The organism is Apibacter sp. B2966 (assembly GCF_011082485.1).
Taxonomy (GTDB): domain Bacteria; phylum Bacteroidota; class Bacteroidia; order Flavobacteriales; family Weeksellaceae; genus Apibacter.
This window is the reverse complement of sequence record NZ_CP049714.1, coordinates 1,672,435-1,699,007: the sequence shown is the minus strand read 5'-3', so window position 1 is coordinate 1,699,007 and position 26,573 is coordinate 1,672,435. Positions and strand designations below refer to the sequence as shown.

Annotated in this window: 23 protein-coding genes; 6 read left to right on the top strand and 17 right to left on the bottom strand. The window is 29.6% G+C overall.

Annotated features, from left to right (window positions below):
- Nucleotides 1–45 precede the first annotated feature (45 nt).
- Nucleotides 46–1,668: an ABC-F family ATP-binding cassette domain-containing protein gene (locus tag G8C43_RS07355; protein ID WP_160542542.1), complete on the top strand. Its 1,623-nt coding sequence runs from the start codon at nt 46–48 to the stop codon at nt 1,666–1,668.
- A gap of 165 nt (nt 1,669–1,833) precedes the next feature.
- On the opposite strand, the gene G8C43_RS07350 is transcribed toward G8C43_RS07355, so the two are convergent.
- The 5 genes from G8C43_RS07350 to G8C43_RS07330 all read right to left on the bottom strand — a co-directional run bounded on the left by G8C43_RS07350 (nt 1,834) and on the right by G8C43_RS07330 (nt 5,855).
- Nucleotides 1,834–2,475 carry a C40 family peptidase gene (locus G8C43_RS07350; RefSeq protein WP_255490341.1) on the bottom strand — a complete coding sequence of 214 codons (642 nt, stop codon included), beginning with the start codon at nt 2,473–2,475 and terminating at the stop codon, nt 1,834–1,836.
- A gap of 114 nt (nt 2,476–2,589) precedes the next feature.
- On the bottom strand, nt 2,590–3,072 hold the full coding sequence (gene rnhA, locus G8C43_RS07345) for a ribonuclease HI (protein WP_160542585.1): 483 nt from the start codon (nt 3,070–3,072) through the stop codon (nt 2,590–2,592).
- Between the two features lie 6 nt (nt 3,073–3,078).
- Entirely contained in the window at nt 3,079–3,783 is a 705-nt protein-coding gene (locus G8C43_RS07340; protein ID WP_166005161.1) for an HAD family hydrolase, read from the bottom strand.
- A gap of 11 nt (nt 3,784–3,794) precedes the next feature.
- Nucleotides 3,795–4,718 (bottom strand): 1,4-dihydroxy-2-naphthoate octaprenyltransferase, encoded by a 924-nt coding sequence (gene menA / locus G8C43_RS07335; RefSeq protein ID WP_166005159.1) that lies wholly within the window; start codon nt 4,716–4,718, stop codon nt 3,795–3,797.
- A 132-nt stretch (nt 4,719–4,850) separates the two neighbouring features.
- Entirely contained in the window at nt 4,851–5,855 is a 1,005-nt protein-coding gene (locus tag G8C43_RS07330) for a lipoate--protein ligase (protein WP_317164153.1), read from the bottom strand.
- Between the two features lie 218 nt (nt 5,856–6,073).
- On the opposite strand from G8C43_RS07330, the gene tyrS reads away from it, so the two are divergent.
- The 3 genes from tyrS to G8C43_RS07315 all read left to right on the top strand — a co-directional run bounded on the left by tyrS (nt 6,074) and on the right by G8C43_RS07315 (nt 8,384).
- On the top strand, nt 6,074–7,372 hold the full coding sequence (tyrS, locus tag G8C43_RS07325) for a tyrosine--tRNA ligase (protein ID WP_166005157.1): 1,299 nt from the start codon (nt 6,074–6,076) through the stop codon (nt 7,370–7,372).
- A gap of 76 nt (nt 7,373–7,448) precedes the next feature.
- A complete protein-coding gene (locus G8C43_RS07320) occupies nt 7,449–7,943 on the top strand; it encodes a hypothetical protein (RefSeq protein ID WP_160568630.1) in 495 nt (164 codons plus the stop codon).
- 15 nt (nt 7,944–7,958) lie between these two features.
- On the top strand, nt 7,959–8,384 hold the full coding sequence (locus G8C43_RS07315; protein WP_166005155.1) for a DUF6646 family protein: 426 nt from the start codon (nt 7,959–7,961) through the stop codon (nt 8,382–8,384).
- Between the two features lie 70 nt (nt 8,385–8,454).
- Here the strand turns inward: G8C43_RS07315 and G8C43_RS07310 are convergent, their stop codons facing one another.
- The 9 genes from G8C43_RS07310 to G8C43_RS07270 form a co-directional block, all read right to left on the bottom strand.
- Nucleotides 8,455–9,045 (bottom strand): HAD-IB family hydrolase, encoded by a 591-nt coding sequence (locus tag G8C43_RS07310; protein WP_166005153.1) that lies wholly within the window; start codon nt 9,043–9,045, stop codon nt 8,455–8,457.
- Nucleotides 9,035–10,714: a hypothetical protein gene (locus tag G8C43_RS07305; protein WP_166005151.1), complete on the bottom strand. Its 1,680-nt coding sequence runs from the start codon at nt 10,712–10,714 to the stop codon at nt 9,035–9,037. Before G8C43_RS07305 ends, G8C43_RS07310 begins: the two co-directional genes overlap by 11 nt.
- A gap of 19 nt (nt 10,715–10,733) precedes the next feature.
- Nucleotides 10,734–11,462 (bottom strand): SDR family NAD(P)-dependent oxidoreductase, encoded by a 729-nt coding sequence (locus G8C43_RS07300; RefSeq protein ID WP_166005149.1) that lies wholly within the window; start codon nt 11,460–11,462, stop codon nt 10,734–10,736.
- Nucleotides 11,459–12,259: a hypothetical protein gene (locus tag G8C43_RS07295; protein ID WP_160557628.1), complete on the bottom strand. Its 801-nt coding sequence runs from the start codon at nt 12,257–12,259 to the stop codon at nt 11,459–11,461. The genes G8C43_RS07300 and G8C43_RS07295 overlap by 4 nt, the downstream gene beginning before the upstream one ends.
- 593 nt (nt 12,260–12,852) lie before the next feature.
- The gene (locus tag G8C43_RS07290; protein ID WP_166005147.1) at nt 12,853–14,178 is read right to left on the bottom strand and encodes an FAD-dependent oxidoreductase; all 1,326 of its coding nucleotides are present in this window, start codon (nt 14,176–14,178) and stop codon (nt 12,853–12,855) included.
- Between the two features lie 4 nt (nt 14,179–14,182).
- Nucleotides 14,183–15,052: a decaprenyl-phosphate phosphoribosyltransferase gene (locus tag G8C43_RS07285; RefSeq protein WP_410488969.1), complete on the bottom strand. Its 870-nt coding sequence runs from the start codon at nt 15,050–15,052 to the stop codon at nt 14,183–14,185.
- 85 nt (nt 15,053–15,137) lie between these two features.
- Complete coding sequence (locus G8C43_RS07280; RefSeq protein WP_166005144.1) at nt 15,138–15,734, bottom strand: ribonuclease HII; 597 nt, start codon at nt 15,732–15,734, stop codon at nt 15,138–15,140.
- Nucleotides 15,735–16,505, bottom strand: coding sequence for a C40 family peptidase (locus G8C43_RS07275; RefSeq protein WP_105296597.1), 771 nt, complete (start codon nt 16,503–16,505; stop codon nt 15,735–15,737).
- Between the two features lie 10 nt (nt 16,506–16,515).
- Nucleotides 16,516–17,148: an O-methyltransferase gene (locus G8C43_RS07270; protein ID WP_166005142.1), complete on the bottom strand. Its 633-nt coding sequence runs from the start codon at nt 17,146–17,148 to the stop codon at nt 16,516–16,518.
- Nucleotides 17,149–17,737: 589 nt separating this feature from the next.
- On the opposite strand from G8C43_RS07270, the gene G8C43_RS07265 reads away from it, so the two are divergent.
- Both G8C43_RS07265 and uvrA read left to right on the top strand, forming a co-directional pair.
- Nucleotides 17,738–18,064 (top strand): YegP family protein, encoded by a 327-nt coding sequence (locus G8C43_RS07265; protein ID WP_105296398.1) that lies wholly within the window; start codon nt 17,738–17,740, stop codon nt 18,062–18,064.
- A gap of 177 nt (nt 18,065–18,241) precedes the next feature.
- Entirely contained in the window at nt 18,242–21,052 is a 2,811-nt protein-coding gene (gene uvrA, locus G8C43_RS07260; RefSeq protein WP_255490340.1) for an excinuclease ABC subunit UvrA, read from the top strand.
- Between the two features lie 135 nt (nt 21,053–21,187).
- On the opposite strand, the gene G8C43_RS07255 is transcribed toward uvrA, so the two are convergent.
- From G8C43_RS07255 to G8C43_RS07245, 3 genes are all read right to left on the bottom strand, one after another.
- On the bottom strand, nt 21,188–23,458 hold the full coding sequence (locus tag G8C43_RS07255) for an aconitate hydratase (RefSeq protein ID WP_166005140.1): 2,271 nt from the start codon (nt 23,456–23,458) through the stop codon (nt 21,188–21,190).
- Nucleotides 23,459–24,962: 1,504 nt separating this feature from the next.
- Nucleotides 24,963–25,463, bottom strand: a complete 501-nt coding sequence (locus G8C43_RS07250) for a cupin domain-containing protein (protein ID WP_221411565.1) — start codon at nt 25,461–25,463, stop codon at nt 24,963–24,965.
- A gap of 46 nt (nt 25,464–25,509) precedes the next feature.
- Entirely contained in the window at nt 25,510–26,571 is a 1,062-nt protein-coding gene (locus tag G8C43_RS07245; RefSeq protein ID WP_166005138.1) for an alpha/beta hydrolase, read from the bottom strand.
- Between the last annotated feature and the right edge of the window lie 2 nt (nt 26,572–26,573).

Sequence of the window (26,573 nt, the reverse complement as noted above, 5' to 3'; positions counted from 1 at the left end):
AATCAAAGTTTTTCTTACTACTTTTGTACAAATTTATTAAAGTATATGCTTACAGTATCAAATTTATCTTTACAATTTGGAAAAAGAGTACTCTTTGATGAGGTTAATGTAAAATTTACGAAAGGAAACTGTTATGGAATTATTGGAGCTAATGGAGCAGGAAAATCTACATTTTTGAAAATTCTATCCGGCGATGTTGAACCGACTACAGGAAGTGTAAGCCTTGAAACAGATAAAAGAATGTCTGTATTGGAACAAAATCACTTTGCTTATGATGCATATCCTGTACTGGAAACGGTTATTAAAGGGAATCAGAAACTTTTCCACATAAAGGAGGAAATGGATGCTTTATATGCCAAACCTGATTTTTCTGATGAAGATGGAGTTAAAGCGGGAGAATTAGGTATTATTTATGAAGAAATGGGAGGTTGGAATGCTGAGTCTGATGCAGGAACTTTATTATCTAATCTTGGAATAAAAGACGATGCACATTATAAAATGATGTCTGAATTGGAAAATGCTGACAAAGTAAGAGTATTACTTGCTCAAGCTTTATTCGGAAATCCTGATGTTCTTATTCTTGATGAGCCTACGAATGATTTAGACATTGAAACCATATCTTGGTTAGAAGATTTCTTGGCGGGATATGAAAATACTGTAATTGTTGTTTCGCACGACCGTCACTTTTTGGATGCAGTTTGTACTCATACCTGCGATTTGGATTTCGGAAAATTAAATTTATATACCGGTAACTATTCATTTTGGTATGAGGCCAGTCAATTAGCTGCCCGTCAAAGAGCTCAACAAAACAAAAAGGCTGAGGAAAAAAAGAAAGAACTTCAAGAGTTTATTTCCAGGTTTAGTTCTAATGTTGCTAAAGCAAAACAAGCCACGGCTCGTAAAAAAATGATCGAAAAATTAAATATTGAAGATATCAAACCATCTTCTAGAAGATATCCGGCAATTATTTTTGAACAAGAACGTGAAGCCGGGGATCAAATATTGGACGTTAAAGGATTGGAAAAAACTAAAGATGGTGAATTGTTATTCAGCAATATTGACTTGAACCTAAAAAAGGGGGATAAAGTTGCCGTTCTATCCAGAAATTCTTTGGCTATTACTGAATTTTTTCAAATATTATCCGGAGAGTCAGAACCTGATAAAGGGAGTTATTCTTGGGGTATAACTACTAAGCAAAGTTACCTTCCTTTAGATAATACAAAATATTTTCAATCGGACGATAACCTTGTAGATTGGCTTCGTCAGTATGTGAATACGGATGAGGAGAGACATGAAGAATATATCCGAGGATTTTTAGGTAAAATGCTATTTAGTGGTGATGAAGCTTTAAAATCTTGCAAAGTTCTTTCGGGAGGTGAAAAAATGCGTTGTATGTTTTCAAGAATGATGTTATTTAAAGCTAATGTTTTACTTCTTGATGAGCCTACCAACCATTTAGACTTGGAAAGTATTACGGCTCTTAACAACTCGTTAACCAATTTTAAGGGCACTATTTTACTTTCTTCTCATGATCATGAATTATTATCTACTGTTTGTAACAGAATCATTGAATTAACCCCTAAAGGTATCATTGACCGCTATATGAGCTATGATGAGTATTTATCTGACGCAAAAGTTAAAGAACTTAAAGCGCAATATTATAGCTAAGAAATTATTGGGCGAAATTTAAATCGTAAAGATTTTTATTTCACCAAAATGATAATACTATAAAACCTTTTAATCATCTTAAAGATTAAAAGGTTTTTTTATATAATAAACTTCGAATTATCCGGCTGGCAAGCGTGTTATTCTAAACAATATTTTTACTTTAACTTAAAGAATCCTTTGTGCTTTTTTAAATTTATTTTTCCAATAAGTTTCTTCGAGAGAACTAATTATAACCCCTTTAGATGTTGAGGCATGTATGAATGTTATTTCGCCTGAACCGGATATGTTATAGACTATACCTACATGATTTATTGAGCTCCCCCCTGTATTAAAAAATAATAAATCGCCTTCTTTTATTCGAGAGATACTTACATCTTTTCCTGCATTAGACATATCTATGGAACGTCTTGGTAATTTTACATCTATTCTTTGGTAAGCATTGCAAACTAAACCGGAACAATCTATGCCACTGAAAGTATTTCCTCCATATTTATAAGGAGTCCCTTTATATTTTTCTGCTTCTTTCAAAACCAAAATAACATCCGTAGATTTTATATTTTTATGAACTCCGTATTTTTTTGATTCTAAATTCGAATCTCTCTTTATCGGTTTTGAAATATGGGGTGATTTATGCGATGGTTTTGATTTTGAAATATGTTTATTTGTTTTATTGGAATTATAAGTATATCTTTTCGAATGAGGATGTTTTGATTTTTTATATGAAGAAGTTGCCTCGTAAGATACACAAGATGTAATAAATGAAAAAAACATCAATCCGAACACATAGATTACCATTTTACTTTTCATATATCTTATTTTTTAATAATCTTTGTGCTAATTTATAAAATTATGAACATTTTTTTAACACGTTATTTACTAATTTATTAACAAATTATTTTTCTAACGGTTTAGACTATTTAATTAAAAAATATTTTTATTGTCTGATATAAGATTTTCATATCCCATATCAATGGACAGATTTTCTCCTTTAGCTGCAGCAGTTGCCAACTGATCCGCCTTTTCATTGTAAAAATGCCCATGATGACCCTTTACCCAGTGAAAGGTTACTTTATGTTTTTTGTAAATTCTAATAAATCGAATCCATAGATCCGGATTTTTAACTTTTTCAAATCTTTTTTTCTCCCAACCATAAATCCATTTATTATTAACGGCATCGACTACATATTTTGAATCAGAATATATTTCAACTTCTTGATCGGGTTTATTAATTTTTTCCAAAGCAATAATTACGGCCAATAATTCCATTCTATTGTTGGTAGTTAAGCGAAATCCTTCTGAAAAGTTTTTTTCATATGAAGTTCCTTTCAGCTTCATTATAATGCCATACCCTCCTTTTCCCGGATTTCCAGAAGAAGCTCCGTCTGTATAAACCTCAATCATAATATCTATTTAAAAGATATTTTTTAATTCTAACAAATTTTCAATTATGGGAATCTCTGCACTTTTATGATGCTCTTCTTTTTTGTAATTAAAATAGACCGGAAACATCCCTATTCTTTGAGAACCTAATACATCTGCTTCCCAATCATCCCCGATAAACGCGGATTCATTCACTAATGCATGGGCTTTTTTAAGGCCTAATTCAAATACTTCTTTAGCAGGCTTTCTTTTATTTATTTCTTCCCCGCTGGTTAGGGTGGTTATATAATCTTTAATACAAGTTTCTTGAACTTTTTGTTCGGTTTGTTGTATAAAGCCATTGGAAACAACATGTAATTGGTAACCTTTTGTTTTTAGATATTTCAAAATTTCCTCTGCATACTCAATTAAATTATTGTTTTCCATGATCTGAGTTAAAAAATTGGCATTAAAATAATCCCAAATTTCAGGATCATTTATATGAAATTCCAAAAACGTATCCTTGAATCTTTTCTCCAATATATCTGCTTTGCTTACCTTATCTTGCCTATATAAGGACCAAAGATTTTCATTCCTGTTGTAATAACATGTATAAAAATCTGAAAATTGTAATTGATACCTTTCTACAATTTTTAAATTTTCATAAATATTTTTAAGAGTTAACTTTGAATTTTTATCCGTATCCCAAAGTGTATTATCAAGATCAAAGAATATGTGTTTTATATTATTTTTCATGTATAGTTTTTTTAAAGGCTTAATCCCATTCCAAAGAAAACGGAAAAACATAAGGCTAACAATGCTGTAGGTTTTAAGTATAAATCTAAATCTTTGGGGTTTTGGGTGTAAAGAATTTTTCTGCGTACTATAGTATTCGGAATAAATAGTATAAAGAATAAAAATGGTTTTAATGATGACCAACTATCTAATTTTATAACAAATTCTTTCTGATGTATTAACAGGAAAATGAGACAAAGAATAAAAGGAAGATTCATTAGTACCATTTGATAATACTTAGCATTTTGAAATCCTAATCGTAATGCCAGCGTTTTTTTATGACTGATTCTATCCGATTCAATGTCCCTCATATTATTTAGATTCAAAACGGCTACACTAAATAAGCCAATTGCAGAGGCGGGAAGCAAATTATCCCAAGTAAAAGATTTTGTATAAAGAAATTCACTTCCTAAAACAGAAACCCATCCAAAAAAAATAAAAACAAAAAAATCCCCTAATCCCATATATCCGTAGGGCTTTTTTCCCATAGTATAAAATATAGCCGCCAATACACAAGCAATTCCCAATCCAATGAATATAAAAAATTCACTTTTATAATTGGGGATAAAAGCATACCAAAGCAGAACTATTGAAGAAAGTAGGGATAGAAATACAGTAATTAAAATTGCACGAAACATGGATTGTTGTGTAATAGCTCCCGATTGAATAGCACGAACCGGACCAACTCGTAACTCATTATCGGTTCCTTTGGTTCCATCTCCATAATCATTGGCAAAATTGGACAATATTTGAAATAATATGGTTGTAAGACAAGAAAGTCCAAAAATAATTCCATCAAAATTCCCTTTCCATTTGGCAAGTAATCCTCCTAAAATGATTCCACATAATGAAAGCGGTAACGTTCTTAATCTAGCGGCCTCAATCCAATTTTTCATCTGTTTTTCTTCTATTTTTTAACTTTTTACAAAAATACACTAATTATATGATAGATTTAACGCATCCTGAATTGGATAAATAATTGAGTCAAAATATATAGAATTATTAATTACTCTAAGATTACCGACTTATCAATATATTAAGGTAAGAAATTCATCAAGTGTGATTTTCCCAAAATATGTTGATAGATCAATATCTTTTAATGAATCGGCAACGGAAGTTTTTGTGTATTTTTGTCCTAATAATCTGTTCTCTATATCTTCTAGGTCTCCCACTCCGAAGAAATCTCCGTATATTTTAATTGCAGTAATGTTTCCTTCTTCGACATTTAATTTTAAATCAATGGAACCTATTGGAAACCGTTGACTTCTTTCCATATAAAATTTGGGAGAACGTCCGTAATTCCAATCCCAATTTGAATACCTTTGATGTGAAATTTTATTTATTTGTTCCCAATCTTTTTCCGTCAATTCATATTTATTGACATCTTCTGTTTTATCTACATTAAAAATTGAAAGTAGTAATTTATCTCTAAATTCTTCTATGGTTAAATCTGTTGTGACAAAATCAGATATATTGGCTACTCTGCTTCTGATTGATTTAATTCCTTTCGATTCAATTTTATCTTTTCTTACCTTTAAAGAGTTAACAACTTCATCCATGTTGCTATTGAATAATAGTGTTCCATGGGTAAACATTCTTTTGTTAGTGGCAAATTGAGCATTTCCGCTTATTTTCTTTCCTTCTACTACTATGTCATTCCTTCCCTTAATTTCCGCATTGACTCCCATTTGCTTCAACGCTTCTAGTACCGGATGTAAATATTTTTGATAATTTGAAAAACTATTACCATCATTTTTGGTAATAAAACTAAAATTTAAATTACCCCTATCGTGAAATACAGCTCCTCCTCCCGATAACCTCCTAACAACTTTTATGTTTTTTTCTTCTACATATTCTGTATTGATTTCTTCTATAGTGTTTTGATGTTTTCCTATGATTATGGAAGGATCATTTATATAGAAAAGAAGATATGAATCTTCCTCAATTGGCAAGTTCATTACAAGATACTCTTCAATAGCTAAATTAATTTCGGGATTGTAATTGTTTTTATTATCTACAAATAACATTCTCATTTTTTTGGATCAAAAATACAATAAATAGTTTTTACGCCTTCTTTTCTGAATATACAGCGGCTCATGGGTATTCATTATAAGTAAACCAATGTGATATTAAATATTATAATATATATTTAATTTGTTTAGTTAAAACCGTAAAAAAAGTATAATTTATGCTTATAAATGGAACATATTCATCGAAAAATTATAAATTTGCCTGTTGAAAAATCTAACATATGAATTCTTTTATTGAAGAGTTAACTTGGAGGGGATTAATTCATAATATAATCCCGGGAACAGAAGAACAATTAAATAAGGAAATGACGCTGGGTTATATTGGTTTTGATCCGACTGCAGATTCTCTTCATGTAGGAAGCCTGGTGCCTATCTTACTTTTAGTTCATTTTCAAAGACATGGTCATAAGCCTGTTGCTTTAGTGGGTGGTTCCACAGGTATGATCGGCGATCCATCCGGAAAAAGCGCAGAGCGTAATTTACTGGATAGTGAAACTTTACAAAAGCACATTTTAGGAATAAAATCTCAATTAGAACGATTTTTAGACTTTGATAGTAACAAGTCAAATTCTGCCATACTGGTTAATAATTATGACTGGATGAAGGATGTTACTTTTTTAGACTTTGCCCGTGATATTGGAAAGCATATAACCGTTAATTATATGATGGCTAAAGATTCCGTCAAAAAAAGATTAAACGGTGAATATCAAGAGGGTATGTCTTTTACAGAATTTACATATCAACTTTTACAAGGTTTTGATTTTTATCATTTATACAAAGAAAAAGGGGTTAAACTTCAAATGGGTGGTTCCGACCAGTGGGGAAATTTGACCACAGGAACTGAGCTTATTAGAAAAAAAATCGGTGAAGAAGCTTTTGCTTTAACTTGTCCACTAACTACAAAAGCTAATGGTACTAAATTCGGTAAAAGTGAGGGAGGTGAAAATGTTTGGTTAGATGTAAATAGAACTTCCGTTTTTAAATTTTATCAATTCTGGTTAAATATAACAGATATTGATGCTGAAAAATATATAAAAATTTATACTTTCCTCTCCAAGGATGAAATTGAATCATTAATTAGAAATCATAATGAAAACCCATCCCTTAGGATTTTACAAAAAAAATTAGCTGAAGAAGTTACCCGTTGGGTTCATGGTAAGGAAGAAACGGATAAGGTCATAAAAGCTTCCTCTATTTTGTTTGGAAAATCAACTAAGGAAGATTTCCTATCTTTAGATGAAACTACTTTTTTATCTTTATTCGAAGGGGTTCCGCAAAAAGAAGTTTCTTTGAATATTCTTAAAAACGGAATTTCAATTCTTGATGCATTATCAGAAATAAGCGGTTTTTTATCTTCAAAAAATGAAGCTAAAAGAGCTCTTAAGGAAAAATCAATTTCTGTTAATCAAGAAAAAGTTAACGATGATTTTATTATTAATGAATCAAATTTAATTCAAGGAAAATACGTTTTACTTCAAAGAGGAAAAAAATCATATTTTATCCTTAAAGGAATTGAATAAAATAGTTTTTATTTTAAGTAAATATTTTATAAAATAACACAATATATATTTTTGCAACACGTTATATAACAAATAGATGAAAGGGCTTATTAAGTTTTATCATCCTGATGAAACCTTAGTGTATCACATCAGGAAATGTTTTTGTAAGGTTGTTTTTCTTAACAAGAAAAATACATTAGTAGTTGAAATAGAATCAGATGATGATTTAGATCACGTAGAAGAAGACTCATATCAAAATGAATACCCGCAAGTGTCTTTTTCCATTGAAGATTTCGAAATTCCAGTAAAAACTATACAGCAACTTTGCGGAAAATCATTTCAAATACCTTCGTATGAAGAAAAAGAAAATGAAAATGGCGAAGCAGAAGAATTATATTATACAAATCTGAATTTAAATGATGAAGAGGATTTGGAAACTGACAATAATGAATTGAAATTCGGTAAAGATGAACAGGGTAATTTAAAACTTATATGGCAAGGCTATTGTGAAGATTTTATTACTCAAGAAGAACCCTTACGATTTAAAGTATCTTGCTCATTTATCAATGATATCTTAGAAATAGATGAATAACCTGAACCATATATAATGAAAAAATTAATAGTACTTTTTTATTTTTTAGGGCTGATTTCCTTTACCCATGCTCAGAGTTTTAGAGGTATTGGAGACCAAAAAGTACAGTTAGGAATTAATGCTTTCGGATATGGAACCGGAATTACTGCTACTTATGATTACGGAATAATGGATTGGCTTTCCATTGGTGGGGGTACCGATTTTTATTGGAGCGCAGATGATGATAATTTTTTTATTTATGGACGGGCTAATTTTCATTTAAATGACCTCTTAGACCTTCCTCATACTATGGACTTATATCCCGGAATAAATATAGGAGGAAGAAATGACGGTTTTGGTATAGGTGCACATATTGGGTATCGGTATTTCTTCGATGATAAATTTGGTGCATTTGCAGAGCTAGGCAGCCATGGTTCTATTGGAGTTATTATAAACTTATAAAAATATACAGAATATCAGATTAAATCAGGAATTTTACTAGTAGATTTTTTCTTCTGAACTTTCTACATTTTTATTCAAAATGACAATAAAAAGGATCTGTCGCAAGTTCTAACATATTTTTATCTCCTTTACTATCTCCAAATGCGTATATTTTGGAATAATGGGCTAATTGTATTTCACTAATTATTCTAATTACTTTCTGCTTATAATTACAATTGGGTGTAGCAAATTTACCGGTAAATACTCCATCAATATATTCTGCTTCTGTTGAAATCAAACGTAATCCTAAATATTTTGCAAAAGGTTTAACCCATAGATCTAAGGAAGCTGTGACGATATATTTATTGGGTTCTCTTGATAACGCTCTTATGTATTCCAATGCCTTGGGCCTGATAATAGTATTTTTCCTACTTTCAAAATAATATTGAGCTAATTCTTCTAATTCTGAACGTGTTTTACCTTTTAAAAATTGAGAGATAAATTTTTGCTTAATTTTTCCTGCATCGAATATTTTAAATTTTACCAATATAAATAAAGGAATAAATTTAATAAAGACTTTTTTGTATTTATGAGGAAAAGAAAATTGTAAAAAATCAAATAAAGTATCTTTGTTTGTTAACGTTCCATCAAAGTCAAATATATATAAACAATTATTCTCCATCTTTTTTAATAAAATAATATTTTTGAAATAAATAATAATTCTTTTTATCTTTTTCGAAATCTTTTATCGAAACAACTTGGGCGTTTACCTCATATTCTTTAAAATAGAATTCTTCACTATCATAATCGACTTTTATTTTAATAGTTTTATCGCCAAAACACTTTTTTAACATAGACAGACATTTTCTTTTTTCATAACTATTATATAAAGTTTTACTATAGTTGTATCCTCCTATAATAAATATCATAATGGCAACTAAAACTAAACTAATTTGGCTAACAACTTTTAATATTGTATTGCCGAAATAATTTGTTAGAAAAAAAATAAAGATCGGAAAAATCCATAATTGTGGTATAAAACGAGCCCACCATGCCCCTTGTATATAAGGTAGGATGCTAATAAAAATAAACATCACAAAGAATAACATTAAATTTCTTTGATCTTTTTTTAGATAAAAGCATAGTGCTATAAACAATACAATTGCTAGTATAAAAATTCCACTAAACCAGAAACCGAATCCTGAAATTCTAGCACATGCTATTGATGAATATTTAATCTCATAAAATTTAAAGGTAAATGGTATTTTAAATTCTTCGATATTTTCATTTATAGTACCATTTGACCAAGAATGTGGAGCATGGTTAACTCTATAAAATAGAGATTTAAAAGCAGCAATAATTGATAAATCATCTTTTAATGATGGCGGCCTTTGATGTTCAATAATATCAATTTTATTTTTTCCAACAACAGGATATATGGGATTCCCCTTTTTAAGTAAATTTTGCCCAAAAGGATACCAGGAAACAATTCCTATTATTATTCCTGAAAGTATTAATAATTTTAAATTAGATATAATTTCTTTTATCCTTTTTTTATTTAATAAGTAAATAAAGTAAAAAAAGAACAGACAAAGTACTAATACAAAGGATGTCAACTTTATATTAACAAATAAAACAACGATCATTAATAATAGCAAGTCTAAATAAGGCCATTTCTCATTAAAGGATTTTAAGAGTAATAGTGACAAACTTATTAACAATGATAAATAAATTATTCCATCTACGTAAAAGGTAAATAGTTGATTAATTACAATAGGATTAGCATTTAAAAACAAAGTAAATACTACTGAAAATATTTTTTTATTAAATATTTTCTTGATACTAAGATATGTAAAACATAAAGATGATAATAAAAATAAAAAATTGATAACCTTGGAAGATTCAATATTACGAGTTAAACAGTAAACAGAATATTGCGAAAATTCAATTCCTTTTACATAATGATTATATACATATTGAAAAGGAATATCTTTTGTCATCTCTTCGTATATAGGATTCCATTTTTTACTAATTTCCAAGATAATACCTTTATGATATAGCATGCCATCCTGACTAAAATCAATGATAAAGCTATTAATGACTATTGTAATTAATACAAAAGCAGTAAAATAAAACATGGTTCCATTTACCTTGCTTGTTGGAAATTTAAATAATGCTAAAAAATAGGACAGAATTATAGCTAAAGGAAAAACAAATAAGTTAGATTCTATCTTGAGATTTAAACATAAATTTATAAGTAAAAAATTAAAAAATAAGGTTGATATACATAAAAAGCCAATTAAATATATATCAATTTCTTTTAAGGAAAAATATGATAAAATTTTTTTCATTAATTTAAATGATCATAATTTACATCTTTAATTTTTTAAATATAAATTCCGGAATATTCCTTACAATTAGCATTATATATCTCCAGATGCCCGTTATATAAATTTTATTTTTTTTCTTCTTATATGCTTTATAAATAATGTCTGCGGCTTGTTGCGGTGAAGCGGTTAGGAGTTTGGGTAATGCCATTCCCAAAGTCATTTTGGTATCCATAAATCCGGGAAGAACGGTCATAACATGAACATTTTTATGATAAAGATAATTACGCAAACCGTCTAAATAAACCATAAATCCGGCTTTCGAACTCCCGTAAATAAAATTACTTTGCCTACCCCGAAGTCCGGCAACAGATGATAATCCGATGATAGTTCCTGATTTTTTATTTTCAAATTTTTGAGCAAAATAATTTACTAATGGTACAAGTTTAGAATAGTTTATTTCAAGAATTCTTTGTGTATTATATTCATCATATAATCCCGCTTCTGTATTTTTTCCTAAAAAACCTGTCGCACAAAATAATAAATCTGAATCAATAGAATCAAATACAGAATAATCAACATCTTTAGTTAAATCAAAATTTATAATTTCGGAATCTTGTTTAAACTTAATTAAAATATGCTTTGATAATCGTTGGGTTTCTTCCGGGTTTGACGTTATTAAATATATTTTGGGATACCTGTTTATATTTTCAGATAATAATTTATTAATAAATGCTTGAGAGATGTCTGAAGTTGCTCCTAGAATTATCATTTGATTTCGGAATTGTATAATATTAAACTTTTATTTGTAATTGAATTGTCTTTTTGAATGGTTTGTATATCAGGATTAATTGATCTTACAATATTAGAATTTATATAACCTGATTGTAAATAAGGATGAAAGTATTCAAATTTTTTATTAAGTAATGGAATTTTATATATCGAAACATGATCGTTACCCGTATCATTTAAAAAATATTTTAGATTTTTTCTTTCTTTTAAAATTTTTATCACTTTTACTCTATAAGAAAGGTAATTTACCGGCGATTTCAGTTGATATATTATATTTATTGCTAACGATAAAATACTTAACATAAAAATATAATGCAATTTGTTGGGATAAGTTTTAAAAAATAATATTAAAAATGAAAAACAAAAACAGAAAGATGCCGGAGCCAACATTCTTGTGTTTAATGATTCTATTCCCTGTGTAAATTCTGAAATAAACATTAAAATGAGATATATACATCCTATAGTCAGTAATAATTGATGAAATGTGGTAACTTTACCTTTAAAAGGCCTTTTATAAAACCATATATAGGTTAGTAAAAAGAATAAATCTATTATCAATATACCTATCATTATAAAAATTACTGCCGACGTTGGTTCCAGTATTTTAATTGAAAATATAGGATTAACAACATTTAGTACACCTAACAAATTATCTAAGGTATGTTTCCATAAGCTATCCAATGAGGGAGCTGATCTTATATGCTCGCCAAAAAAACTTCCAAATTCCAGGTAATTATATATTAAATATATACTGATTCCTAAAGATGAAAATAACAAATAATAAAAATAATTTTTATAAATAAGTTTATTGAAGAGCTTATATTTAATTGTATAACATATAAAGTATATTGTTATTGCTATAAAAATATATAAGCCTGTATATCGTACTAAAGTTAAAAATACAGTTAAGATAACTGCCGGATAAATAATTTTAAATTTTAATTTGTTTTCTGTCAATAATTTATTTAAATAAAAGATTAAAATATAAAAAAGTGTCAAGAAAATACTTTCAGAAATAGAAAGAATATAAAGAGATATAATAAATTTTAAAGTAACCAGTAAAGCCGTCTCCTTAAAATAAAATTTTTTTAAATATGAGAAGCCAATTATAAGAGTAAAACTTAAGCAACTAATAATTCGAGAACCAAAATAAAACTCATTTGTAAAAAAATATCCAATTCTTAAAACTATTGGATATCCGATAGGAAACAAATTACTTTTACCATTCGGTATTTCCTTTGCAATCTTAAAATAAGATAATGAATCAGGTGTAATACCACCAAACGGCAAAAACAAAGGTAATAAAGTAATACTTAATAATGTAATTATGATGAGAATCCAATATTTAACTATCTTATAACCCGCCATTATCAAGATAAATAATTGGTAATTCTTTTTCTTTGTAAAGAATCAAATTTACCCGTTTCAGGAACTTTGACATAGTCTATAAGTGATTTTTTAGACATGGAATCTTTGGCTAAATAAATCCTTCCTCCATAATGTTCAACTATTTCATCTAATTCCTTAACTAGAAATGGTAATTTTTTATTGATTTTAAAATCCAATGCTAAACTGTATCCGTCAATAGGAAACGAATTATGAGCATTTATATTACCTTTTTTATATAATTTTAAAACAGCAAGGAATGAACCTTGGCCACTTTTTGCTATAGTTTTTAAAATCTCTGTCATTCCCTCTTTACCAACCTTTTTAGGTATTATAAATTGATATTGTATAAACCCATTTTTACCATAAATTCTGTTCCAATTGTTGATCGCATCTAAAGGGTAGAAAAATGTATCATAGTCTACTACATTACTTATGATTTTTTTTCTTTGTTTCAAATAATATAAAAAATTAAAAGCCTTAACAGACCATGTATTCAACACAAATGACGGAAAATCAAAAGGAACATTTAATTTTAATTTTTTCTTAGTTTGTAATGGATTTTCTTTCCATTGAGTGGGTAATTCCGACAACTTTGCATGTTCACCCACCATTAATATTGATCTCCCCATTTGGTTGCCTTTTTGTAGGCAATCAATCCATGCTACACTATACGTCCAGTTTTCACATTCCTCGAAAAATTTAAAAATTTCCTCAAGGTTTTCAGCCTTTAAAACTTTTTGTTTAATATAAGCCGTCTGTATTCTTTTTAAAGTAAATTTTGCAGAAATGATGATACCGGTTAATCCCATACCTCCAATGGTATTCCAAAATAAATCGGAATTTTCCTCACGGGAGCATTTTTTTATTTCTCCATCTTGGGTGATTATTTTGAAATCAATCAAATAATCTCCAAAACAACCTTCTGAATGATTATTTTTTCCATGAACATCAGATCCTATAGCTCCTCCAACCGTAATTAATTTAGTACCCGGTGTTACAGGTAAAAAATAACCTTCGGGAACAATTACATCAAGAATATCAGACAAAATAACTCCGGATTCACATTCAAAAATACCTTTTTCTCTATCAAAGGATAAAAATTTATTTAATCGCAGAGTAGATAAAATATGATCGCTGTTTAACGAATTATCGCCATAGGACCTTCCGTTTCCCCTTGCAATAATTGAAGTACTATTTTTTATTATTTTTACTATTTCTTTTACGTCAGATGTTATATGAAAATTAGTTTTAACTACCGGATATTTCCCCCAATTAGTTATATTTATTTTATTTTCAATTCCACTCATCTTTTTAATTTAAATATTTTAGTATAAAAATCATCACGATCCAAATCGCTAAGTCTATTTGGAGAAATAAGTCTTTATAAAGCACCTTGGTGGGTGATTCTGTTTTAGTATATACAAAAGTTAATTGTAAATATCTTAGAATACCAATTACCGCAAACAAAGAAGTATATACAATGTAATAATGGAAGTTCGTTTTTATTACAGGGTCTAAGGTATACATAATATAACAAACGACAAAACAGGTAGAAACCATAGTAATTGCAATATCTATAAATTGAAGATTATATCCGTCTAATGCTTTTCTAGTTTCGCCGGTTAATTGAACGTTTATTAATTCTCCCCTTCTTTTCCCTAAAGCCATAACTAATGCTAAAAAAAAGGTAACTAATATTGCCCATACGGATATGGGTAAATTTGTTGCAAATCCCCCCATATAAATCCTTAATAAAAATCCTAAAGAAATAATTACTACATCTACAATAGCAATTTGCTTTAATTTAAAGCTATAAGCTAAATTCATTAAAAAGTAAACCGAAATTATTAAAATTACTCCCCAAGAATGAGTAAGATAACCCAAAAAATAGGATGAAAAGAATAGAAATAGAAAAACAATAATTGCATGATTAACTGGTATCTTACCGGCGGCTAGAGGTCTATTTTTTTTTTCAGGATGCATCCTATCTTTTTCGATATCTGTATAGTCATTAATTATATAAATTGAACTTGCTATAAATGAAAACGAAAAAAAAGCGATTATTGAATTTAATAATAAATTCAAATCCAATATTTTACCTGCAAAAAATATAGGAAGAAATACAAAAACATTTTTTAGCCATTGCTTGATCCTTATTAATCTTAAATAATCCACTTTTATTTTATACCCTTGATTTTATAAGACGTAAAGATATAACATTTATGTCAATTATATATTCTTAGTAACAAGCTATTAGTTTTCTTAATCAAAAATTTAAGGATAATTGTCCATCTAACAGTTTAAAAGTCTTTCTATGAAGGTAAGTAATCCCATATTTCTTTATTGCTTGTCTATGAGCAATCGTTGGGTATCCCTTGTTCTTTTTCCATAAATAATCAGGAAATTCTTCATGGAATTTATCCATTAAAAAATCTCTGTGATTTTTAGCCAAAATGGATGCAGCAGCTATATTCATATACTTAGCATCACCCTTTATCGCACAAAAATGCGGTGTTTCTTTATATTTATGGAATCTATTTCCATCAACTAATAAAAATTCGGGTTGAACTTTTAATTTATCCACAGCTAAATGCATAGCTAAAAAACTGGCATTTAAAATATTAATTTCATCAATTTTTTGTGGAGAAACTTCTGCAATTGCATAATCAATTGCATTTTGTCTAATAATACTATCTAATTCTTTTCTTTTCCTTTCACTCAGCTGTTTGGAATCATTGATTTCTTCATTAAAAAAGTCTTCAGGAAGCACGACTGCGGCTGCAACTACAGGACCGGCCAAACAACCTCTTCCTACTTCATCCAGTGCAACTTCAAATTTATATTTTGAATATTTTAATTTCATTTAGAATATTCTTCTGATAAAACGCAACTGATGCGTATATTTATTTAGATCTGAATTAAATATTCCTGTATAATCTAAATTGTCAATGCGCACTTTTCCGTGGGCATGTAGAATTTTCTGATCAGGAAGTATAAACCCAACGTGTATAATTTTTCCATCCTGATTTTCAAAAAAAGCAAGATCTCCCGGTTCTGCTTCTTCTATAAAACTTAATACTTGCCCTTCTAATGCTTGTTGACCGGCATCTCTTGGTAATTTATACCCGGCTAATTTATATACCATTTGCACCAAACCACTGCAATCAATACCATAGGTTGTTTTTCCACCCCACAAATAGGGAGTATTTATGTATTTAAAAGCCAATTCTAAAATTTGATCTTTTTTTTGTTTTCCTTTTAACAAAGTTTCATCAATAAAAAAATGTTTATCTGGAGCTAATTTAAAAACACTATTTTCAATTGCACCGTGAACCTCTGCACCAATGGTAACCGGAAAAGGTTGATTATTTAAAATTAATAGGCTGAAAGGCTCTGATATATATGAATGATCTTGAGAAAAATTAGCAAATTCTATTTCACTGAGAATGGAAACCTGTTTATAATCTACCCATCCTTCATAGCCATCAAAATAAATTTTAATTTTAACCCATTGTTGTTTCACTTCTAAAATCTCACATAGCTCTCCAAACAACAATTGAGTAACCATTTCTGAAGAATCAGACGGTTCTTTTCGTACTGGGGCAACACTTACCTGGCAAATAGATTTACTCATAAATGCAAATTTATTTTTTTCTAACAATACTTATACCATCTCTAATAGGTAAAATTAGCACTTCTAGTGATGAATCTGATCTTATAAAAGAATTGAATTCCCTAATACTTTCTGTTTTTTTGTCTTTAAAATCTTCGACAACCTTTCCCTTCCATAAAATATTATCTGCTATTATTATTCCCCCCGAACGCAACTTTGGCTTAACTATCTCAACATACTTACTATAATTCTTTTTATCGGCATCCAGAAAAACCATATCAATTTCCTGATTAATTTCTTGTAAAACATTTATAGCATCATCCAAAATAAAATGAATTTTTTGAGAGTATTCAGATTTTAAAAAGTATTTTTTAGGTATATATGCCGTTTCGCGATTATTATCTACTGTTATTATTTTACCAGACTCTGAAAGTCCTTCAGCTAAACATAATGTTGAATATCCGGTAAAAGTTCCTATTTCAACAATTAAATGGGGAGAAATTAATTTCGAAATCATACTTAACAGTCTTCCTTGCAACAAACCGGACAACATATGTGGTTGTGTCGTTTTTAAAAACGTTTCTCTCCTTAATTCTTTTAATAAAGTCGGTTCTTCTGTACTGTTTTTTTCTATATAATCTTCAAGTAAAGGGGTTATCTCCATTATTTTATATTATTCTTTACAAATATAATTCGTTTCTAAAAATTCGTTACCATTAAATGGCATTATATCTAACTAATAACTAGGACATTTAAACTTAATAACATTTACATTCGATTATATAAAATGTCTTCTATAAAGCAAATCATAAAGAAATTTTTTTATCAAAAATTTAATTATACATATTTTTAATAAATTTAATAACATAAATTATAATAACTTTTTAACAGTATAACATAATGGATAAAATACAATATTTTTATACACATAAAAGTTACAAAGAAAAAATATAACCATTATAAGTATATATAAGATAAACTAAAATCATATAAAATTGCATGCAACTGGTGAAAAATGCAAAAATGTCAGTATACAATTTTGTGTACATCATTGTAAAAATTATCTTAAAAAATGTTAAAATTTAAATTATAAATTTTATTCAAAATAAGCTACAATCCTTTATTTTAGCCTATCCTATGAAATTATCACATTTTTTATCTATTGTTAAAAAATACAGAATAGTTTTGTTTATAAAATAATGGCATGATTTTTTCCTACCTTATGCCATATTAACACTAAATAGTATAACAATATGTTTGAAATTTTCAAAGACAAAGAAGGAGCTTTTTTCTTTAGATTAAAAGAAAAAAATGGTCAAATTATTCTTGAAAGTGATGGATATACACAAAAAACAAATTGTCAAAAAGGAATCAGTTCAGTAAAAAGAAATTCCAAAAATGAAGATCGTTTTGAAGTGAAACAAGCTTCCAATAAAAAATGGATGTTTAGTTTAAAATCCGGAAACGGACAATTAGTAGGGACCAGTTCTTATTTTGATTCTGAAACCGATGCTAAAAACGGTATAAGAACAGTAATGAAAACTGCACCTGTATCCGAAACAGTTGACTTGTCAAAATAATAGATTCCATAAATTGTTATCAAAAAATGAAAAAACCATCCGCTGGATGGTTTTTTTTTATAATTAATACGATACTAATTACATTTTTAAAAAATTATTTATTTCCCTACCTTTGTATATACTATATTTATAGTAAAATAGCATTACTTTTCAATTTAGCTAATCAAATACAAACTTTTGAAAACAAATAATAAAATTAAAACACATCCAGATCAAGATGTGGTTTTCATAAAAAATGCACATCTTCATAATCTTAGAAATATAGATGTTTCCATTCCCAAAAATAAATTAACCATAATAACTGGTGTATCAGGAAGTGGAAAATCTACCCTGGCTTTTGATACCTTATATGCAGAAGGTCAAAGACGATATGTGGAAAGCCTAAGCTCCTATGCGCGGCAATTTTTAGGAAAATTAGAGAAACCTCAAGTAGATGACATTAAGGGACTTGCTCCGGCAATTGCTATTCAACAAAAGGTTATTTCAGGAAATCCTAGATCAACCGTAGGAACTTCTACTGAAATTTATGATTATTTAAGACTATTGTTTTCTCGTGTAGGTAAAACCTATTCTCCCATATCAGGACAAGAAGTAAAAAAAGATGAGGTTACAGATGTTATCGATTATATACTCTCTTTAGCGGAAGGTGGTAAATACATCTTATCTGCTCCGATTACTACGGTAGATAAAGATTTTAAAGTATTTTTAAATACTTTGAAAGGACAAGGATATGTCAGGTTGGAAGTTGGTGGAAATATTGCTACTATTGAGGATTTGGAAAGTTTTGGATTTGTTCCGGATAGTAATACCCCTATAAATTTAGTTATTGAACGTTTTTCCGTTGAACATAATGAGGAATTCTTACAAAGATTTGCTGATAGTGTTCAAATTGCTTTTTACGAAGGCAAAGGCTCTTGTTCCATTAAAAATGTTGATACCCAAGAAATTAAAACCTTTTCTAATGCATTTGAACTGGACGGAATTAAGTTTTTGGAGCCTACCATACATTTTTTTAGCTTTAATAATCCTTATGGAGCTTGTCCGGTTTGTGAAGGATATGGAAAAATTTTAGGTATTGATGAAGACCTGGTATTTCCTAACAAAAATTTATCAATCTATGAAGATGCTGTTGTTGCTTGGAGAGGAGAAAAAATGAGTGAATGGAAAGATGATTTTATTAAAAAATCATCTAAACTCAACTTTCCCATTCACAAACCGTATTTTGAACTAACAGATAAACAAAAAGATATTTTATGGAAAGGTACAGGGGATCATAGTTTTCCCAGCCTGAACCATTTCTTCAAAATGGTTGAAGAAAATACGTATAAAATTCAATACAGGGTAATGCTTTCCAGATATAGAGGCAAAACTATTTGCCCGGAATGCAAAGGAAAACGTTTACGACCTGAAACCAATTACGTTAAAATCAATGGATATTCGATTAACGATTGGATTGATTTACCTATTGACCAATTACACGGTATAATAAAAAATTTAACGCTTAATGAATATCAACAAAAAATTGCTAAACGATTACTTTTTGAGATTAATAGCAGAATTGAATTTCTTTTAGACGTTGGCTTGGGATATTTAACTTTAAATCGAGCTTCTAATACCCTCTCAGGGGGAGAATCTCAACGAATTAATTTAGCAACATCATTAGGAAGCAGTTTAGTAGGATCTATTTATATTTTAGATGAACCTAGTATCGGACTACATGGAAGAGATACCAACCGCTTAATCACTGTTCTGGAAAAATTAAGAGATCTGGGAAATACCGTGGTTGTAGTTGAACATGATGAGGATATTATGAAAGCTGCCGATTATTTGGTTGATATTGGACCAAAAGCCGGTAGTCTGGGAGGGAATGTCGTATTTTCGGGCACTTATTCGGAAATGATGCAAACCCATACATTAACCGCCGAATATTTAAATGGTGAAAAGAGAATTGAAATACCTAAAACTCGAAGAAAAACTAAAGAATTTATTGAAATAACAGGAGCCAGACAAAATAATTTAAAAGGCATTGATGTTAAATTACCCTTACACTGCTTAACGGTTATAACAGGAGTAAGCGGTTCAGGTAAAAGTACCTTAATGAAAAATATCTTAACTCCTGCATTACAAAGAAAATTGGGAATAAACGGTGATAAACCCGGTAATTTTTCCGAATTAAAGGGAAATTGGAAGGAAATTAAACATCTGGAACTGATTGACCAAAATCCAATTGGAAAATCTTCTCGATCCAACCCGGCCACCTATGTTAAAGCTTTTGACGATATACGCGATTTATTTTCCAAGCAAAAACTAAGTAAGCTTAACAATTTCAAACCGAAACATTTTTCATTCAATGTAGAGGGCGGACGTTGTGAAACTTGTTTAGGAGAAGGATTTATAACTGTTGAAATGCAGTTTATGGCAGATATTGAATTAGAATGCGAAACCTGTCATGGCAAAAGATTTAAGCAAGATGTTTTGGAAGTAAAATATGAAGGTAAAAATATTGCTGACGTCTTAGAAATGACCATTGATGAGGCCATAGCCTTTTTCAACGAACACAATCAGGATAAAATTGCAACCAAATTGCAACCTTTACAAGATGTGGGCTTAGGTTATTTGGAATTAGGACAATCATCCGGTACACTATCCGGAGGAGAAGCTCAACGAATTAAATTAGCTTCATTTTTGGTAAAAGGTAATTCTTCCGAAAATACCTTATTTATTTTTGATGAACCAAGTACCGGTTTGCATTTTGATGACATAAATAAATTACTAAAATCATTTAATGCATTAATTGAGAAAGGCCACAGTGTAATGGTTATTGAACATCATCCGGATATCATCAAATGCGCAGATTATCTGGTTGATATCGGACCGGATGCCGGAATTAATGGAGGAAATATTGTCTTTCAAGGCACTCCTGAAGAAATTATTAAATGTAAAGAATCTTATACCGGACAATTTTTAAAAGAAAAGTTTAACGAATAATGATACGTACACTTTGTTTACACGTTTAAATGTTTATTTAAAAATGACAAAATTTCAGTAATCAATCATTATATTATTAAAAGAAAAAACACCGGAATTAACCGGTGTTTTTTTATGATTGTTTTTTTATTTTTTTTAGATTTTACCCTCATTTTTCTTAATTAAATTTAATGCTGAACCTGCCTTAAACCATTCGATTTGTCCATTATTATAAGTATGATTGGCTATGATATTTTCTCTAGTTCCATCAGAATGAACTAATTCAATAGTAATAGGTTTTCCGGGAGCAAATTGATCTAAATCTAAAAAATTAAATAGATCATCTTCCTGAATTTTATCGTAATCTTCGGGATTAGCAAAAGTTAAAGCTAACATCCCCTGCTTTTTTAAATTTGTTTCATGTATTCTTGCAAAGGATTTAACCAAAACAGCTCTTACACCTAAATGACGAGGCTGCATAGCTGCATGTTCTCTTGATGATCCTTCTCCATAATTATAATCTCCTACAACAATAGTAGGAACTCCATCTGCTTTATATTTTCTTGCCGAATCAGGAACAGCCATATATTCTCCTGTATCTTCATTCTTAACTTTATTAGTTTCCATATTAAAAGCATTTACAGCACCAATCAAAGTATTATTTGAAATATTGTCTAAATGTCCTCTGTATTTTAACCAAGGTCCGGCCATAGAAATATGGTCTGTAGTACATTTTCCATAAGCTTTAATCAGCAATCTCATTCCGCTAATATTTTTACCGTCCCATGCAGGGAAGCTTTCTAACAACTGTAATCTTTCTGAAGTAGGTGAAACTTGAACCTGTATTCCGGAACCATCTTCGGCAGGTTTTTGATATCCCGGATCATCTACTTCAAATCCTCTCGGTGGAAGCTCATATCCTTGAGGTTCGTCCAACATAACCTCTTCTCCTAGATCGTTTATCAATTTATCTTTTCTAGGATCAAAACTTAGATCTCCTGCAATAGCCAATGCAGTAACTAATTCCGGAGAAGCTACAAAAGCATATGTATTAGGATTTCCATCTGCTCTTTTGGCAAAATTTCTATTGAAGGAATGCACGATAGTATTCTTTTGTTGTTTTTCTGCCCCTTCTCTAGCCCATTGTCCAATACATGGTCCACATGCATTTGCAAAGACTTTGCCTCCAATTTTATCAAAAACAGCTAAATATCCATCTCTTTCTACGGTATAACGTACCAATTCCGACCCCGGTGTAATGGTATATTCTGCTTTAGGACTAATCTTTTTATCTGATGCTTGTTTCGCTATCGAGGCTGCTCTTGAAATATCTTCATAAGAAGAATTGGTACAAGAACCTATCAATCCGACATCTACTTTTAAAGGCCATCCATTTTTTTCAGCTATATCTTTAATTCGAGATATAGGTGTTGCTATATCCGGAGAAAATGGACCATTGAGATGAGGTTCTAAAGAAGTTAAATCTATTTCAACAACCTGGTCATAATATTTTTCCGGGTTCTCATAAACTTCTTTATCGGAACGAAGTTCCTCTTTAATTTTATCTGCCATGTCTGCAATCTCTGTACGTCCGGTAGCTTTTAGATACTTTGACATATTTTCGTCGTAAGCAAATATTGAAGTAGTTGCTCCTACTTCCGCTCCCATGTTACAAATAGTTCCTTTTCCGGTAGCCGATAATGATTCTGCTCCTTCTCCGAAGTATTCTATGATACATCCGGTACCTCCTTTTACGGTCAAAAGACCTGTTACTTCCAATATGATATCTTTAGGTGCAGTCCAGCCATTAAGTTTACCTTTAAGATGAATTCCAATTAATTTTGGAAATTTTAATTCCCAAGACATACCCGCCATAACGTCGACCGCATCAGCTCCTCCAACTCCAATGGCAACCATTCCTAAACCACCTGCATTCGGCGTATGGGAATCAGTTCCTATCATCATTCCTCCCGGAAATGCATAATTTTCAAGAATTACCTGATGTATAATTCCCGCTCCGGGTTTCCAAAATCCTATATTGTATTTGTTGGAAACAGACGATAGAAAATTATATACTTCATTATTTTTATTGATAGCCTCTTGCAAGTCTTTATCGGCTCCAACTCTGGCCTGAATTAAATGATCGGCATGAACGGTAGAAGGCACCGCTACCTTTTTCTTACCGGCTTGCATAAATTGTAATAAGGCCATTTGCGCAGTAGCATCCTGCATAGCTACTCTATCCGGTGCAAAATCTACATAAGATTCTCCTCTTTTATATGCTTCAGATGGATTTCCATCAAACAAATGTGAATATAATATTTTTTCAGAATATGTCAGAGGCCTCCCCACTACTTTTCGCGCCATTCCAACCTTTAACTGAAAGCGATTATATACCGCTTTTATCATATCTAAATCAAAAATCATATAGTAAATTTATTTTTTGCTTTGTTAATTTTATGTAACATTTAAATTTTACTTTACTATTGCTGTTTAATGACAGCCTTTTAATAAAACAAGTATTTTTAAAGGAAAATTTATCTGCTAGATTTTTAAATATACAATTTTAAAATCAATATATACGATGTTTTAATTTTTTGACAGATATTTATAAAGATTCTAAATAATTTTAAGATATATTACAGGTATTATATTAAATAAAGCACTTTATATATAAATTTATTTGATATAAGAATTTATTTTTTTTATTCAATTTATACACATTTATTAATATTTATATATAACTAATTAAATATACTGTAAAACTATTTATAATTTAAAGAAAAGAGGCTCTTATTAACATATGTTTAAAATTATTCAAGTGTTATAAACGGAATTATTTGTCTATAAATTTAAAGCTTTAAACAAAGAATGAGAATATAAATTTAATCGATTAAATTTTAAATGGATTATCAATTAAAAGCTCCCTTTTTTTAAAAAAAAAGAGAGCTTTAACTACACTAATTAGTTGTTTACATATAACAATAGGTGCTTAATAATATTATAAAATTTGTACGAGGCAAAGATATTCTATTATTGTAACATTAAATTGAGGAATCCCGTAATTATAATTTTTTTTATAATAAAATTTTTAAAAATTAAAATTTATGAATCTCTAATAAATTATAATATCTTCTTAAAACTCCTTATAATGCTTAAATAATTCATCATAAATTTATTTTACAAGTATATATTTACAGATAAAAAATATATTTTTATGAAATAAATCATATCTAAAAAATCTCAATAAATATGTAAAGAGATATGGATTTTAGTTAATTACTTATGTATAAATACGATTTTTCTTACTATTCGATAATTAAAAATACAACAAAAATGAATAATATTATATTTAGATAAATATATTATTTTTAAAAAACAATTATCATATAATTTTATAATATTTACATATATTGCAAATTATATTACCATATATTTTTGTAATTGCTATTACAATTATATTAAAAATTGAGATTATATATTTATTTAAACGGTTAAACTTGTCTCTGGTTTTTCATCTTTATAAATATTATTTCAATTCTGACAATTATTTATAATTTAACTTTATTTTTTCATTTATATAGATTTTATATTTCAGATGTTTTTATGATTATAAAAAATTTTATTTTTAAGATTGAAATAATATTTTACCTTATATATAACTAATAATAATGATTGTTTACTATTTTTTTTACTATATGATCGTTTTGTCTTTTTTAAAATCTTTTTATGAAAACAGATGTAATAATATTATTCGACGCATATAATTGTTACCTTATTTAGGCTGCAAAATGAAAAATTTAAATTTATTATCCTGAACTTGATGATATTCTTTTTGTATAGGATTTAATTTATTCGAATATTTTAACAACTAGCAGCAGTATAGTATTATCGATAAAATGGATTAGAATATAAAATATTACCTTTTAAATTAAAAATCCCCGCTAAAATATTCTTTATCGGTAACCGGATGAAGCCACACAGCTCCACCTAAATTGCTATTAGTTCCAATGGTAATATGTGTCATGGACTGATCTTTTGAAGCTCCATGCCAATGCTCAATATCACGCGTACATTTTATTACGTCTCCTTTTTTAATAATTTCAACGGGCTTACCTTTTTCTTGATACCATCCTTCCCCTTCAGTTATCAATAATATTTGGCCTCCAGGGTGATAATGCCAATGAGTTCTTGCTCCCGGCTCAAAACTTACAGAACCAATTACAACATTATAAACGCTATCGGATGGAGCTAAATATGTTAACCATACGTTTCCTGTAAAATGCTCATTGGAAACCTTAGTTCCTTTAGGAAAAATCGCCGACACTTCCCGTGCTTCCAATCTATTACTTTGTTGGGTACTCCTACACGCAATTAATAATAAAGTACATAAAAGTATTCCTTGAAAAAATGAGCTCCTAATTTGATTCATGGTTTATTAAATTTTAAAAAAAACTCGATGATTTATCCACTAATTTTTAAAGATTTTTCTTATAAAATTCAACTAATTTATTTACTGCTTGAGATACATATTCAGGCTTCCAATAGGTTTGTATATGAGTTGCCCCTTCTATTTGGAATAACTCCTTATTTTTTGCATTAATAGCCTTAGAAAAAGCTTCTTCGGTCATGTATTTGGTATCTGCTTTACTTCCAGCAATCATTACTAATGGCTGATTAAGTAATTCTATTTGATCGGTTGCATCCCACGCCATTAAATACATAAGGCTACTAGTAGTATAAAGAAAAGTTGAATTGGGATGCGCATGAGTTCTGTAATAATATACAAATCCTTCACGATATAAATCCGTAGGAGTTTTATTAATCTCTTCATCCGTAACAGTAGCTACTCCCGAATACAAAATTTTTCCTCCGGATGCTTCTTGGGCTCGAGCCTCGGATGCTTGTTTTAAACGTTCTTGAATAGTACTGACTTGTGAATTTTGGAACCCATTGCGTCGTACTTCTCCCGAATTAAACATACTAAGAGTGGCTATAGCTTTTAATCTTTTATCTGTTTGAGCCGCCTTAAGTGTATACCCACCGCCCCCGCAAATTCCCAGAGCTCCGATACGATTGGCATCAACTCCGGGGTATTGAGAAATGTAATCTACCATGCCATGAATATCTTCGGTGCGATAGGCCGGATTATCCGTATGACGAGGCTCTCCCCCACTGGCTCCTTGATAAGCAGCATCGGCAGCTATGGTAATATAACCTGCTTCTGCCAATTTTTGCGCATAAAGTCCGGCAGTTTGTTCTTTCACTCCCCCGTTAGGATGGGCTACAACTACAGCCGGATATTTTTTTGAAGAATCATAATGGGCCGGAGTATAAACATTAGCCGCTATTTCAATTCCATGTAATTTATAGGTAACCGGATGTATATTTACTTTTCCCGGTTCATTTTTTTGGATCGCACCTTCATAAACTAAGGTAAACTGATTTTGTTGATCGTTTTTATGAGACGATTGTGCTTGTATTGCATCAGCCCCTACTAATGATGTTGCAATAGCTAATATTGAGGTTAATTTATTCATGA

Excerpts from the sequence above, each read along its gene's own strand:
- G8C43_RS07355 (WP_160542542.1), top strand. The coding sequence starts at position 46 with ATGCTTACAGTATCAAATTTATCTTTACAATTTGGAAAAAGAGTACTC.
- G8C43_RS07350 (WP_255490341.1), bottom strand. The coding sequence starts at position 2,475 with ATGAAAAGTAAAATGGTAATCTATGTGTTCGGATTGATGTTTTTTTCA.
- G8C43_RS07340 (WP_166005161.1), bottom strand. The coding sequence starts at position 3,783 with ATGAAAAATAATATAAAACACATATTCTTTGATCTTGATAATACACTT.
- menA (WP_166005159.1), bottom strand. The coding sequence starts at position 4,718 with ATGAAAAATTGGATTGAGGCCGCTAGATTAAGAACGTTACCGCTTTCA.
- G8C43_RS07330 (WP_317164153.1), bottom strand. The coding sequence starts at position 5,855 with ATGAGAATGTTATTTGTAGATAATAAAAACAATTACAATCCCGAAATT.
- tyrS (WP_166005157.1), top strand. The coding sequence starts at position 6,074 with ATGAATTCTTTTATTGAAGAGTTAACTTGGAGGGGATTAATTCATAAT.
- G8C43_RS07320 (WP_160568630.1), top strand. The coding sequence starts at position 7,449 with ATGAAAGGGCTTATTAAGTTTTATCATCCTGATGAAACCTTAGTGTAT.
- G8C43_RS07315 (WP_166005155.1), top strand. The coding sequence starts at position 7,959 with ATGAAAAAATTAATAGTACTTTTTTATTTTTTAGGGCTGATTTCCTTT.
- G8C43_RS07310 (WP_166005153.1), bottom strand. The coding sequence starts at position 9,045 with ATGGAGAATAATTGTTTATATATATTTGACTTTGATGGAACGTTAACA.
- G8C43_RS07305 (WP_166005151.1), bottom strand. The coding sequence starts at position 10,714 with ATGAAAAAAATTTTATCATATTTTTCCTTAAAAGAAATTGATATATAT.
- G8C43_RS07300 (WP_166005149.1), bottom strand. The coding sequence starts at position 11,462 with ATGATAATTCTAGGAGCAACTTCAGACATCTCTCAAGCATTTATTAAT.
- G8C43_RS07290 (WP_166005147.1), bottom strand. The coding sequence starts at position 14,178 with ATGAGTGGAATTGAAAATAAAATAAATATAACTAATTGGGGGAAATAT.
- G8C43_RS07280 (WP_166005144.1), bottom strand. The coding sequence starts at position 15,734 with ATGAAATTAAAATATTCAAAATATAAATTTGAAGTTGCACTGGATGAA.
- G8C43_RS07275 (WP_105296597.1), bottom strand. The coding sequence starts at position 16,505 with ATGAGTAAATCTATTTGCCAGGTAAGTGTTGCCCCAGTACGAAAAGAA.
- G8C43_RS07270 (WP_166005142.1), bottom strand. The coding sequence starts at position 17,148 with ATGGAGATAACCCCTTTACTTGAAGATTATATAGAAAAAAACAGTACA.
- G8C43_RS07265 (WP_105296398.1), top strand. The coding sequence starts at position 17,738 with ATGTTTGAAATTTTCAAAGACAAAGAAGGAGCTTTTTTCTTTAGATTA.
- G8C43_RS07255 (WP_166005140.1), bottom strand. The coding sequence starts at position 23,458 with ATGATTTTTGATTTAGATATGATAAAAGCGGTATATAATCGCTTTCAG.
- G8C43_RS07250 (WP_221411565.1), bottom strand. The coding sequence starts at position 25,463 with ATGAATCAAATTAGGAGCTCATTTTTTCAAGGAATACTTTTATGTACT.
- G8C43_RS07245 (WP_166005138.1), bottom strand. The coding sequence starts at position 26,571 with ATGAATAAATTAACCTCAATATTAGCTATTGCAACATCATTAGTAGGG.